Annotated in this window: 9 protein-coding genes; 3 read left to right on the top strand and 6 right to left on the bottom strand. The window is 75.1% G+C overall.

Annotated features, from left to right (window positions below; genetic code table 11):
• The 6 genes from metK to AB0O40_RS36100 all read right to left on the bottom strand — a co-directional run.
• Window positions 1-923, bottom strand: a 923-nt coding sequence (gene metK, locus AB0O40_RS36125; RefSeq protein ID WP_365050207.1) for a methionine adenosyltransferase, incomplete at its 3' end; no start/stop codon positions are given.
• 80 nt (window positions 924-1,003) lie between these two features.
• The gene (locus AB0O40_RS36120) at window positions 1,004-2,140 is read right to left on the bottom strand and encodes a GNAT family N-acetyltransferase (protein WP_365050205.1); all 1,137 of its coding nucleotides are present in this window, start codon (window positions 2,138-2,140) and stop codon (window positions 1,004-1,006) included.
• A complete protein-coding gene (locus AB0O40_RS36115) occupies window positions 2,137-2,895 on the bottom strand; it encodes an alpha/beta fold hydrolase (RefSeq protein WP_365050203.1) in 759 nt (252 codons plus the stop codon). Before AB0O40_RS36115 ends, AB0O40_RS36120 begins: the two co-directional genes overlap by 4 nt.
• Window positions 2,892-4,091, bottom strand: a complete 1,200-nt coding sequence (locus AB0O40_RS36110; RefSeq protein WP_365050201.1) for an aminotransferase class V-fold PLP-dependent enzyme — start codon at window positions 4,089-4,091, stop codon at window positions 2,892-2,894. Before AB0O40_RS36110 ends, AB0O40_RS36115 begins: the two co-directional genes overlap by 4 nt.
• A 110-nt stretch (window positions 4,092-4,201) precedes the next feature.
• A complete protein-coding gene (locus tag AB0O40_RS36105; RefSeq protein ID WP_365050199.1) occupies window positions 4,202-7,750 on the bottom strand; it encodes an SDR family NAD(P)-dependent oxidoreductase in 3,549 nt (1,182 codons plus the stop codon).
• Between the two features lie 5 nt (window positions 7,751-7,755).
• Window positions 7,756-9,564 carry a non-ribosomal peptide synthetase gene (locus AB0O40_RS36100; RefSeq protein WP_365050197.1) on the bottom strand — a complete coding sequence of 603 codons (1,809 nt, stop codon included), beginning with the start codon at window positions 9,562-9,564 and terminating at the stop codon, window positions 7,756-7,758.
• A gap of 411 nt (window positions 9,565-9,975) precedes the next feature.
• On the opposite strand from AB0O40_RS36100, the gene AB0O40_RS36095 reads away from it, so the two are divergent.
• From AB0O40_RS36095 to mtnB, 3 genes are read left to right on the top strand one after another with little or no spacing between them, the layout of a single operon-like run.
• On the top strand, window positions 9,976-10,569 hold the full coding sequence (locus AB0O40_RS36095) for a cupin (protein ID WP_365050195.1): 594 nt from the start codon (window positions 9,976-9,978) through the stop codon (window positions 10,567-10,569).
• A complete protein-coding gene (mtnC, locus tag AB0O40_RS36090) occupies window positions 10,566-11,318 on the top strand; it encodes an acireductone synthase (protein ID WP_365050193.1) in 753 nt (250 codons plus the stop codon). The genes AB0O40_RS36095 and mtnC overlap by 4 nt, the downstream gene beginning before the upstream one ends.
• Window positions 11,315-11,932 (top strand): methylthioribulose 1-phosphate dehydratase, encoded by a 618-nt coding sequence (mtnB, locus tag AB0O40_RS36085; RefSeq protein WP_365050191.1) that lies wholly within the window; start codon window positions 11,315-11,317, stop codon window positions 11,930-11,932. The genes mtnC and mtnB overlap by 4 nt, the downstream gene beginning before the upstream one ends.
• Window positions 11,933-12,032 lie beyond the last annotated feature (100 nt).

Below are 12,032 nucleotides of genomic sequence, written 5' to 3'. Positions count from 1 at the left end.
ACGTTCTTGGCCACCCAGCGCATCGCGTACGCGGCACTGCGGTCCACCTTCGACGGGTCCTTGCCCGAGAACGCGCCACCACCGTGACGGGCCATCCCGCCGTACGTGTCGATGATGATCTTGCGACCCGTCAGACCCGCATCACCCATCGGACCGCCGATCTCGAACCGGCCGGTCGGGTTGACCAGCAGCCGGTAGCCGTCGGTGTCCAGCTTGATGCCGTCCGCCGCGAGGCCGGCCAGCACGTGCTCGACCACGTGCTCCCGGACGTCGGGGGCGAGCAGGGCGTCGAGGTCGACGTCCGGGGCGTGCTGCGAGGAGACCACGACCGTGTCGAGCCGGACCGGCCGGTCGCCGTCGTACTCGACGGTGACCTGGGTCTTGCCGTCCGGGCGCAGGTATCCGAGGGTGCCGTTCTTGCGGACTTCGGAGAGGCGGCGCGAGAGGCGGTGGGCCAGCTCGATCGGCAGCGGCATCAGGTTCGGCGTCTCGCTGCACGCGTAGCCGAACATCAGGCCCTGGTCGCCCGCGCCCTGCCGGTCGAGCTCGTCGCCCTCCGCACCGGCGGCGGCGCCCTCGACCCGCTGCTCGTAGGCGGTGTCCACGCCCTGCGCGATGTCCGGGGACTGCGCGCCGATGGACACCGACACGCCGCAGGAGGCGCCGTCGAAGCCCTTCTTCGAGGAGTCGTAGCCGATCTCCAGGACCGTGTCGCGCACCAGCGCGGCAACCGGGGCGTAGGCCCGGGTGGTCACCTCCCCGGCCACGTGCACCTGGCCGGTGGTGATCAGGGTCTCGACCGCGACCCGGGAGGCGGGGTCCTCGGTGAGGAGCGCGTCGAGGATCGTGTCGCTGATCCGGTCGGCGATCTTGTCGGGATGGCCCTCGGTGACGGACTCCGAGGTGAACAGGCGGCGGGACATGGCAAGTGGCCTTCGGTGCGTGGGCGTACAGGGACCGGCGCGGACGTACGGGCGTACCGCGCCGGGGTGGTGCGGGAGCGTCAGGCGGGCTGCCCGAGCAGCCGGAGCAGGCCGGCCGCGGACTCGTGGGTGCCGGCGTCGAACGCCTTGAGGTAGCCCAGGCGCTCCTCCAGGACGCAGCCCCGGGAGACCTTGGCCTGCTCGGTGGCCACCGCGTAGTCGAGGGTGGTGGCGCCGGTGCGGCCGGCGTGCTCGACCGGCTCGTAGAAGCACAGGGCGAAGTAGAGCGGCAGCTTGCCCAGCCAGTCGTAGTCGTACCCGGTCTGGCGGACGTACAGCCGGTCCCCCCGGCGCACGACGAGGGAGAAGCCGCGCAGCACGCCGTCGGCGTCCCGGGCGGCGATCACCTCGGCGGCCGCGCCGCAATGGCGGGCGTGCAGTTCCAGGTTCCGGGTCATCCCCTCGGCGGTGTACCGGTGCCCGTACTTGCCGCCGTGCTGGAGCAGCAGCGGGACCAGCTCGGCCGTCAGCGGGCCGGTCAGCGGTTCGACCGTGAACCGCAGCCCGGCCGCCTCCAGTTGGCGCCGCTCGTAGCGCACCTTGCGCCGCCGGTCGGGGGCGATCAGCTCCAGGTAGGCGTCGAAACCCGGCCCTGGCAGCCGCATGGTCGAGTAGTTGGCGGTCGGGAACTCCAGGTAGCCGCGGGCGCGCAGGGTCTCGCGCAGGGCGGTGTCCCCGGCCCCGGCGAAGAGGAAGGCGACGCTGGCCACCCCGCCGTCGCGGGCGTCCGCCTCGACGGCGGCGACCAGCTCCCCGACCCGCTGCCGGCGCCGGTCCGCGTCGAGTCCGGGGGCGCTGGGCACGGCGGTGTTCGGCACCCGCCGGCCGCCGCACAGGTAGGTCGGCAGCAGCGCGTCCAGGGCCGCCTCCGCCTGTCGGCCGACCTCGACGCCGTGCCGCTCCGCGAGCATCCGCAGCGTGCGGTCCACCCGCATGAAGGGCCAGGGCTCGGAGGCCGCGTCGAGCGGGTAGCAGGACAGCCCGGCCTCGGCCGCGCCGTCGTCCGTGCCGGCCAGGTAGTACACGGGCGGCAGGTTGGTCTGCTCGCTCTCCAGCTCCAGCCAGCCCGGGGAGCGGAACAGGTCGTCGGGGTCCAGGACCGCGTCCCAGCCGGCCTTGCGGGCCGTCTCGACGCTGTCCGCCGTCCACACGCTCATACGCCGGCCGCCTCGGGGTCGTGGTCCGGTACGAGGACCCCGGCGACCAGCGCCTGGACCTCGTCGCGGACGTCCGTCAGGTAGAAGTGCCCGCCCTCGTGGACGCGTACCGTGCAGCCGGCGGCCGTGAGCTCGCCCCAGCCGGCCAGGCAGTCGGCCGGCACCAGGGCGTCCTCGCTGCCGCCCAGTGCGGTGACCGGGCAGGCCAGTTGCGGGCGCCCGGTCCAGCGGTAGTGCTCGTACGCGGCGAAGTCGGCGCGCATGGCCGGCAGCATCAGCCGCATCAGCCGCGGGTCCTGGAAGACGCTGTCGGGGATGCCCGCGTAGGCGCGCCGCACCTCCGCCAGGAACTCGTCGTCGGGCAGGTGCGAGACGGGCGGCTCCTCGACGAGCCGGTGCGCCGGCGGCGCCGCCGACACGAACAGGTGCCGCGGGGGCGCGGCCAGCAGGGGCGCGGCCTCGTACGCGACGATCGCGCCCATGCTGTGCCCGAAGAGCGCGAAGGGCAGGTCCAGCAGGGGCGCCGCCTCGGCCGCGAACCGCCGGGCGATCGCGCCGATGTCGTCCAGCGGCGGCTCGGTCAGCCGGGCCTCCCGGCCCGGCAGGTGCACCAGGCAGAGCTCGACCGACTCGGGCAGCTCCGCCGCCCACCGGGCGAAGTACGACGGCCCCGCGCCGGCGTGCGGGACGCAGAACAGCCGGGCCCGGGCGTCCGGGCGCGGCCGGGGCCGCTTGATCCATGCGGAGGAGGTCATGCGAACACCGTTGCCTTCGATCCCGTGGTCAGCCGGTCGAGCGCACAGCGCAGGCGCTCGAGTTCGGACTCGCTGTTGTAGTAGTGCACCGAGATGCGCAGCAACCGGGACAGGCCGCGCTGGCGCATGTCCTGGCAGGCCGCGTTGTCCAGGCACACCCAGGTGTTGATGCCGGCGCGCAGCAGTTCGCCCCGGACGTGGAAGGGGTCCAGGCCGTCGAAGGTCACCGCGACGTTGCCGCAGCGTTCGACCCCCCGGTCCTCCACCGTGACGCCCGGCATCGCGGCGAGGTCCGCCCGCAGGTCGGCGGCGAGGGTGCGGATGCGCTGCCAGGTGCGCTCCACGCCCCAGCCCAGGGCGTAGTCGACGGCCACGCCGAGACCGATCCGGGCCGCGGCGTTGGCCTCCCAGGTCTCGAACCGGCGGGCACCGGGCGCGAACCGGTAGCCGCCCGCGTCCCACTGGATGCCGTCGAGGCCGGCCACGGTCGGGGTGAGCCGGTCCGCGACGGCGCTGCGGACGTAGAGGAAGCCGGTGCCGCGCGGCCCGCGGAGGTACTTGCGCCCGCAGCCGACGAGCAGGTCGCAGTCGATCTCGCGGACGTCGACCGGGAGCTGGCCGACGGACTGGCAGGCGTCGACGAGGAAGAGGGCGTCGGTGCGGCGCACCAGCTCCCCCACCCGGGCGACCGGGTTGACCAGCCCGTCGTGCATCGGGACGTGGGCCATGGCGACGAGTTTGACCCGGTCGTCCAGGCGTTGCTCCAACGCGGCCGGGTCCACCAGCCCGTTCGCGTCCACGGGCAGGAACTCCAACCGGACGCCGGTGCGTTCGGCCAGGTGCAGCAGCGAGAGGTGGTTGCTGCCGTACTCGACGGGCGAGACGAGGACCCGGTCGCCGGCCTTCAGGGGGATGCTGGCGAGGGCCAGCCCCCAGGCGCGGGTGGCGCTGTCGACGATCGCGATCTCGTCGGACCGGGCGCCCAGCAGCCGGGCGACGGCGTGGTGGGCGCGGCCGACGGCCGACTGGGCGCGCTCGGCGGCCTCGTAGGCGCCGACCGTGCTCTCCAGGGTCAGGTGGGCCGTCATCGCTTCGGTGACGACGCGCGGGGCCAGGCTCGCACCGGCGTTGTTGAGGTGGACGACGTGGGCCACGCCCGGCGTGTCGGCGCGCGCGGTGGCGAGGTCGAATTGCATGGGGGTACCTGTTTCGGCCGGCGTCCGGTCACAGACGCGTCGGTTGGGTGTCGAGGGGCGCCCGGGCCGGGCGGGCGGGATCGCCGCCAGCCCGGCCCGGGCCGCTCCCGTCAGCCGGCGAGGTAGCGCATGGCCTCCGCCGCGGCCTCGGCGTCCGGCGAGGTCCGCGAGCCGGCGAGGCGCCAGCAGACGTCGGCGAGGTCGGCGAGCGTGGTGCACCCCCACAGGTCGGCCATCGGCAGCTTGAGCTGCAGGGCGCTCTCCAGCCGCACCACGGCCTCCAGCAGGGCGAGCGAGTCGCAGCCCACGTCGAGGAGGGAGTCCTCCTCGCGCGGTCCGGCGGTGTCGGTGACCTCGGCGATGACGGTGCGGACCGTCTCGCCCACGGACGCCCGGGTCAGCTCCTCGCCGGTGCCCGCCTCGGCGGCGGCGCGGCGGCGGCGGTCGAACGAGCGCCGGATGCGCTCGATCCGCTCGGGCAGCGGGACCGTGGAGACCACGCACTGCGCCTGGTCCGCGGCGAGCACGGCGTCGACGATCTCGCCGGCCTGGTCCGGGCGGATGGCCGTACGGGCCGCCGCCGCGCCGATCCGGGCGGCGCCGCCGTCCTCGGTGGAGAAGCGCCAGGAGTCCCAGTCCACGCTGGTCCAGGGGGCGCCCTCGGCGCGGCGCCGGTGGGCGTAGGTGTCCAGGTAGCGGTTGGCGGTCGAGTAGATGCCGAAGGCGATGCCGCCGAGCACGGTGTCGAGACTGGAGCAGACCAGCACGAACTCCGGTTCCTCGGCGCGGGTGACGCGGTCGAGGACGGCGATCCCGGGGACCTTCGGCCGCAGGGCGGCCCGTGCACGGTCGGTGTCCGTCTCGGCGAGGAAGGAGAAGTTCCGGCTCTCCTCGATGCCGGCCGAGTGGACCACGCCGTCGATGCCGCCCCAGCGGGTGCGGACCTCGGTCACCACCGCGCGCATCGCGTCCTCGTCCGCCACGTCGGCGGCCAGCACCGCGACCTCGGCGCCCAGGGCGCGCAGCGCCTCCGCCTCCGGGGCGTCGTTGCGGGCGGTACGGGAGACCAGGGCCAGCTTCACCGGCGCGGTGCGGGCGAAGTGCCCGGCGATCAGGAGGCCGATCCGGCCGAGGCCGCCGGTGACGAGGTAGACCCCGCCGGGCTTGATCCGGGGCCCGGCCGCCGCGGCGGCGGGCACCGCCTCGACGTCCGGGACGAGCCGGTCGCCGCCGCGGATCACCACCTCGGCGTCCTCCTCGGGGGCGGCCAGCTCGGCCAGCAGCCGGGGCACGGCCTCGGCGGCGGGGGTGCCCAGGGCGAAGTCCACCGCCCGGCAGCGCAGTTCGGGGTGCTCCTGGGGGATCACCTTGGCCAGGCCCAGCAGCCCGGCGGCCTCCGCGCGCAGGGTGCGGCAGGAGTCGTCCGGGGCGCCGGCCGCCGGACCGCCGAGGGAGCGCGCGCTCTGCGCGTTCTCCGTGACGATCCACAGGTCGCTCTGCTGCCGGCGGGCGGCGAGCGCCTGGACCAGGTGCAGGACGCCGAGCGTGCCGCGGGCGATGCCGGAGTCCTGGTCGGCGGGCTCCCCCCAGGACCACAGGTGGACGACCTCCGAGACCGAGCCGTCCAGTTCGACGGCCCGGGCCACCAGCCGGTCCAGGTCCTCGGCCGCCCCGGGGCGGACCTCGAAGCGGTGTCCGGAGCGGACCGCGTACGCGTCCCCGGCCGCCACCCGCAGCACGGTCCGGCCGGTCGCCCCGAGCTCCGCGGCCAGGGCGTCGGCGAGCGCGGCGCCCGGCGATCCGTCCTCGCCCCCGAGGAGCAGGGTGACGCCCGCCGGGGCGGGCAGGTCGCCGGGGTGGTACGGGCGGGGCAGCGCGGTGCGCCGCCACGCCGGGCGGTAGAGCCAGTCGGCGACCGGGGCCTGCTCCTGGGCCTCCAGCAGCACGCCCTCGGACGCGTCGTCGTCCTGCGGCGCGGCCTCGATCCACAGGGGCTCGCCCTGCCAGGGGTAGCCGGGCAGCGGGATGCGGCGGCTGTCCTCGGGGAACGCCCCGGCCAGGTCGGCGGATTCGCCCGCCGCCCAGGCCCGGGCCAGTACGGCGGCCGGGCCGTCGGCGCCGTCGGCCGCCGGGGCGCCGTCCAGTGCGGCCAGCAGCTCGGCGGTGCTGCGGACCGCGACCGCCCAGCGGTGGGCGAGCGGCCGGCGGCCGGTGGCGAGCGTGTACGCCAGGTCCCTCAGGTCGGTTTCGGGCCGGGTCAGCAGGTGGTCCCGCAGCAGCCGCTTGACCTGGCGCAGGGCCTGGTCCGTGGCACCGGACAGCATGACCGGCAGCGCCCGGGGCGCCTCCTCGGCGGCGCGGGGCGCGCTCTGCGGGGCCTGCTCCAGGACGAAGTGCGCGTTGGTGCCGCCCATGCCGAAGCAGCTCACGCCGGCCCGGCGGGGGCCCTCGCCGGGCCAGGGCCGGACCTCGCGGTTGAGGTAGAACGGCGTCCCGGCGAAGTCGATCTCGGGGTTGGGCTCCTCGAGGACGGCCATCGGCGGGATCTCGCCGTGCTCCAGGCACAGGACCGCCTTGAGGAGGCCGGCGATGCCCGAGGCGAAGCACAGGTGGCCGATGTTGGGCTTGACCGAGCCCAGGGCGGCGTACCCGGTGCCCTGGGTGTAGGTGCGGTGGGCGCGGGTCAGCGCCCGGACCTCGATCGGGTCGCCGACCAGGGTGCCGGTGCCGTGCCCCTCGATCATGCCGATGGACTCGGCGGGCACCCCGGCGTCCTCGATGGCGGCCCGGACGACCCGGGCCTGGCCCTCGACGCCGGGTGCGGAGAAGCCGGCCTTGACGCGGCCGTCGTTGTTGACCGCACTGCCCTTGATCACGGCCCGGACGGTGTCGCGGCGGGCCAGGGCGTCGTCGAGGCGGCGCAGCACCAGCACGCCCCCGCCGTCGCCCTCGACGTAGCCGCTGGCGCCCTTGTCGTAGGCCCTGGTGCTGCCGTCGCCGGAGAGGATGAACCCCTCCTGGTGCTCGTAGGCCAGGGTCTCGGCGGTGCCGATGCTGACGGCGCCGACCAGGGCCATGTCGGCCCGGCCGGCCCGCAGCGCCTCGCAGGCGAGGTGCACGGCGACGGCGGCCGAGGAGCAGGCGCTCTGGACGTTGACGGACTCGCCGGTCAGGCCCAGCTTGTAGGAGATCCGGGTGGGCAGCGTGTCGGGTTCGTTGGACAGCTGGGCGAGCATCCGCTCGGCGGCCGAGCGGGCCTCGAAGTCCCGTCCCTGGTAGTAGGTGTTGGGGCCGACGGAGGTGTAGACGGCGACGTCCTCGCGCAGCCGGTACGGGTCGTACCCGGCGTCCTCCATGGCGTTCCAGGACAGCTCCAGCAGGTGCCGGTGCTGGGGGTCCAGGACCTCGGCCTCGCGCCGCGGGATGCCGAAGAACTCGGCGTCGAAGCGGCGGACGTCCTCGATGAGGCCGCGGGCGTGCACCCGGCGGCGGCCGGTCGCCGGGTCCTCCTGCACCCGGGGCGTGCCGTGGGTGATGTTCTCGCGGCCCTCGCGGATGGTGGTCCAGAAGGCGTCCAGGCCGGGGGCGCCGGGCAGGTCGGCGGCCATGCCGATGACGGCGATGTCGGGGCGGCGCTGCTGCGCCGGGGTGGGGTTCACAGGTGTCACACCTCGGAGTCGGCTATGGCCTGGGCCAGCTGGCGGACCGTCGGGAATTCGTAGAGGGCGGTGGAGGGCAGCGGGAGGCCGGTGGCGGCCTCGATGCGCCGGCGGGCCCGGGCGAGGGTGATCGACGTACCGCCCAGGTCGAAGTAGTTGTCGTCCAGGCCGACCCGGGCGCCCTCCAGGATCTCGCCGAGCAGGCCGGCGATCAGCTGCTCCAGCTCGGAGGCGGCGGGCCGGTACTCGCTGCCCAGCGGGAGCCCGGGGGCGCCGGTGTCGGCGCGCAGGGCCGCCCGGTCGGTCTTGCCGTGCCGGGTGAGCGGCAGCCGGTCGACCCGGTGGAACTCCGACGGGACCATGTAGTCGGGCAGCCGGGCGGCGAGAGCGCCGCGCAGGGCGGTGACGGTGGGCTCGGCGCCCTCGGCGGGCAGGACGAAGGCGGCGAGCACCCGCTGGCCGGCGCTCTCCCGGTCGACCACGGCCACCTGGGCGACGGTCGGCTCGGCGAGCAGTGCGGCCTCCACCTCGGTCAGCTCCACGCGGTTGCCGCGGACCTTCACCTGGCTGTCGACCCTGCCGAGCACCTGGACGAGACCGCCCGGCAGCATCCGGGCGAGGTCGCCGGAGCGGTAGATCCGGCCGTCGCCGCCGGTGGATCCGAACGGGTCGGGCAGGAAGGCCCCGGCCGTGAGGTCGGGCCGGTTGTGGTACTCGCGGGCCAGGGCGTCCCCGCCGATGTAGAGCTCGCCGGTGGTGCCGTCCGGCACGGGCCGCATCCGGTCGTCGAGGATCCACACGAGGGTGCCCGGCAGCGGTGCGCCGACCGGCGGCGGGGAGTGGTCGAGGTCGGCCTCCTCGAAGACGTGGCAGCAGGTGAAGACGCCGGCTTCGGTGGGGCCGTAGCCGTTGGAGAAGCGGATGTCCGTGGAGCGCATGGCCTCGGCCAGGTGGGAGGTGGACAGCACCTCGCCGCCGATGACCACCTGCTCCAGTCCGCTGTCCTTCAGGCGTCCCTCGTCGACGAGCTGGTTGAAGAGGGTCGGGGTCAGCCAGCAGGTGGTGACGCCATGGGCGCGGACCGTCTCGATGACGGCGTCCGCGGAGGAGCGCTGGTCCGGCAGCAGGACCAGCCGGGCACCGTTGGCGAGCGCCCCCCAGATCTCGAAGACCGAGGCGTCGAAGGAGAGCGGGCAGGCCTGGAGGAAGGTCTGGCCGGCGTCGAAGGTGCCGTAGCGGCCGGTGCGCACGATGCGGGCGGCGGCCCGGTGCGGCACGGCCACGCCCTTGGGGGCGCCGGTGGTGCCCGAGGTGTAGATGACGTACGCCAGGTTCTCCTCGGTGGCCCGGCCGGTGGCCGCGCCGGCCGCCGGGGCCGCGGGCCCGCCCTCCTGCGGACGGTCGGCGCGGACCCGCACGCCGTCGAAGTCGAGCGGCCGGTCGCCGGTCGCCGGGGTGGTGACGACCGCCGCGGCACCCGCGTCGCGCAGGATGAACGCGATCCGGTCGGCCGGGTCGTCCAGGCGCAGCGGCAGGTACGCGCCGCCCGCCTCGAGGATGCCGATCATGCCGACGAGCATCTCCGGGGACCGGTCGGCGTAGAGGCCGACGACCGTGTCGGGGCCGACGCCCGCCGCGCGCAGCCGGGCGGCCAGGGCGAGCGCCCGGTCGTGGAGCTCCCCGTAGGTCAGCGACCGCTCGCCCTGCACCACGGCCACCGCGTCACCGCGCCGGGCCGCCTGCCGGGCGAACCGGTCGTGCAGGCACCCGCCCGCCGTTTCCCCGCCGGAATCGGCCCGCCTCTGCTCAGTCATCCCACTACCTTCAGTCTTCGTCGTCCATTGCAGCCACCCGGACACCTCGCGTCCGGGACCGGAATTCCCCGTGGACCAGTGCGTAGCAAAACCATCGGGACCAGCAATTGTCAACACGGTGTTTCGTGCGCACCGCCCATCATCACCGCAGGTGGAGGCCGCATTGCGGTGGGCGCGGGGGTGTCCTGGATTTCCTGTTCCTTTCTCGCACAGCGAGAAGGGGCGCCGTTTCTCGCCGTGCGAGAAAACACCGCCGTCCCCCGCCGGGCGAGAAAGGAAATCTCTTTTCCCGGCAGGCGAGAAAGCACCCTTAAAGACTTTCGGAACAGCACGCGCATTGCCCTACGATCGGGAATCGGAGTCCGTCCGGCCGGGTGCCGGGCGCGCCGTACCCACACGCTTGGAGCGCCCATGACGCTGCTGACCACCTGGTCCGAGTCCGGCCCCGGGACCGTCGTGCGCCGCACGTCCGACCCCCGGGCCGTCGCCACCGCCCTGGCGGCCGTCGGCGTCCGGTACGAGCAGTGGCCGGTGCGGGACGACGTACCACCGGGCGCGGACCCGGACACCGTCCTCGCCGCCTACCGCGAGGAGGTCGAACGGCTGGTCGCCGAGGAGGGCTTCACCACGGTCGACGCCGTGAGCCTGCACCCCGACGGCACGCCCGACTGGCCCGAGCGCGCCGCGCGGGCCCGGCAGGCCTTCCTCGAGGAGCACACCCACGAGGACGACGACGAGGTGCGCTTCTTCGTCTCCGGGGCCGGCGTGTTCTACCTGCACATCGGTGCGGAGGTGCACGCGGTCTACTGCGAGCGGGGCGACCTCCTCGGCGTGCCGCGCGGCACGACCCACTGGTTCGACATGGGCACCGAGCCGGACTTCACCGCCATCCGGTTCTTCCACGAGGAGGACGGCTGGGTCGCCGCCTTCACCGGCAGCCCCATCGCGGGGCGCTTCCCCGGCTTCGACGAGATCCGGGCCGGGTACGCCGGGGCGCGCGGATGACGCCCTTCGCCGCCGACAGCGTGGTGCTGGACGTGGAGGGCACCACCAGCGCCACCGGCTTCGTCACCGGCGTGCTCTACCCGTACGCCCGCGAGCGGATGGGGGCGGTGCTGCGGGAGCGGGCCGGCGATCCGCGGGTGGTCCGGGCCGTGGCCCAGGTCCGCGAACTGCTCGGCGAGCCCGCCGCGGACACCGCCCGGATCGAGGCCGCCCTGGAGAGCTGGCTCGACGAGGACCGCAAGGCCACGCCGCTGAAGACCCTCCAAGGGGTGCTGTGGGCCGAGGGGTTCGCCCGCGGGGAGCTGGTCCCGCACTTCTACCCGGACGTGCTGCCCGCGCTGCGGCGCTGGCACGCGGGCGGGCTGCGGCTGCACGTGTACTCGTCCGGGTCGGTCGCGGCCCAGCGCGCCTGGTTCGGCCACACCGCCGAGGGCGACCTGCTGGGGCTGCTGGACGGGCTGTACGACACGGAGAACGCCGGTCCCAAGACGGCCGCCGCCTCCTACCGGACCATCACCGGGGCCCTGGGCACGCCGCCCGGCCGGACCCTGTTCCTCTCCGACCGGCCCGCCGAGCTGGACGCGGCCCGTGAGGCGGGCTGGCTCACGCTGCGGCTGGTCCGGCCGGGCGAGCCGCACGCCGGGGACCCGGACGGGGCCGCGGCCCACCCCCGGGCCGGCTCCTTCGACGCGGTCGGGGTCGCCCCGGCCGCCCGTGCCCTTCACACCGCCGAGGACGGAGAACGATGAGCGTGCACCCCGGGCCGGTCGTGGCCCCGGACGAGGCGGGCGCCGTGCTGGCGCGCGAGGCGGCGCGGTTCGCGTCCTTCGGCTGGATGCGCGGCACCGCGGGGAACCTGTCGGTGGTGACCTCACGGGAGCCGCTGCGGCTGCTGGTCACGGCCAGCGGGCGGGACAAGGGCGAACTGGACCCCGCCGACACAGTACTGGTGGACGGGTGGGGAGAGCCGGTGGTCGCGGGCTCCGGCCGGCCGTCCGCGGAGGCCGCCCTGCACGCCCGGGTGGTCCGGCTCACCGGCGCGGGCGCGGTGGTCCACGTGCACACCGTGGCGTCGGTGGCGGCGGGGCGCCGGCACCCGGCGGGCGTCGCCTTCCGCGACCTGGAAATGCTCAAGGGGCTCGGCCGGTCGGCGCACGACGAGGAGGTCGTCCTCCCGGTCATCGCGAACAGCCAGGACATGGACGTGCTCGGCGGCCGGCTGGAGGCGGTCCTCGACCCGCGGGTCCCCGCCGTGCTGGTGGCCGGACACGGCCTGTACGCCTGGGGCGCGGACCCGGCCGCGGCGCGCCGGCACACCGAGGTCGTCGAGTGGCTGCTGGAGCTGGCCCTGACGGCACCCTGACCGCGAGCCGGGTCGAGGACGGGGCGGGCCCGGGGCATGTGCCGCCGGGATCCCCGTCCTGCACGACCGGATCAAGGCCGCCGAGGGCAAGGAGGGGCAC

This window comes from Streptomyces sp. NPDC089919, from assembly GCF_040684615.1.
Lineage (GTDB): Bacteria > Actinomycetota > Actinomycetes > Streptomycetales > Streptomycetaceae > Streptomyces.
The sequence above is the reverse complement of the archived record's forward strand: the minus strand, read 5'-3'. Positions and strand labels throughout refer to the sequence as shown.

Excerpts from the sequence above, each read along its gene's own strand:
- AB0O40_RS36120 (WP_365050205.1), bottom strand. The coding sequence starts at position 2,140 with ATGAGCGTGTGGACGGCGGACAGCGTCGAGACGGCCCGCAAGGCCGGC.
- AB0O40_RS36110 (WP_365050201.1), bottom strand. The coding sequence starts at position 4,091 with ATGCAATTCGACCTCGCCACCGCGCGCGCCGACACGCCGGGCGTGGCC.
- AB0O40_RS36100 (WP_365050197.1), bottom strand. The coding sequence starts at position 9,564 with ATGACTGAGCAGAGGCGGGCCGATTCCGGCGGGGAAACGGCGGGCGGG.
- mtnB (WP_365050191.1), top strand. The coding sequence starts at position 11,315 with ATGAGCGTGCACCCCGGGCCGGTCGTGGCCCCGGACGAGGCGGGCGCC.
- AB0O40_RS36095 (WP_365050195.1), top strand. The coding sequence starts at position 9,976 with ATGACGCTGCTGACCACCTGGTCCGAGTCCGGCCCCGGGACCGTCGTG.
- AB0O40_RS36115 (WP_365050203.1), bottom strand. The coding sequence starts at position 2,895 with ATGACCTCCTCCGCATGGATCAAGCGGCCCCGGCCGCGCCCGGACGCC.
- mtnC (WP_365050193.1), top strand. The coding sequence starts at position 10,566 with ATGACGCCCTTCGCCGCCGACAGCGTGGTGCTGGACGTGGAGGGCACC.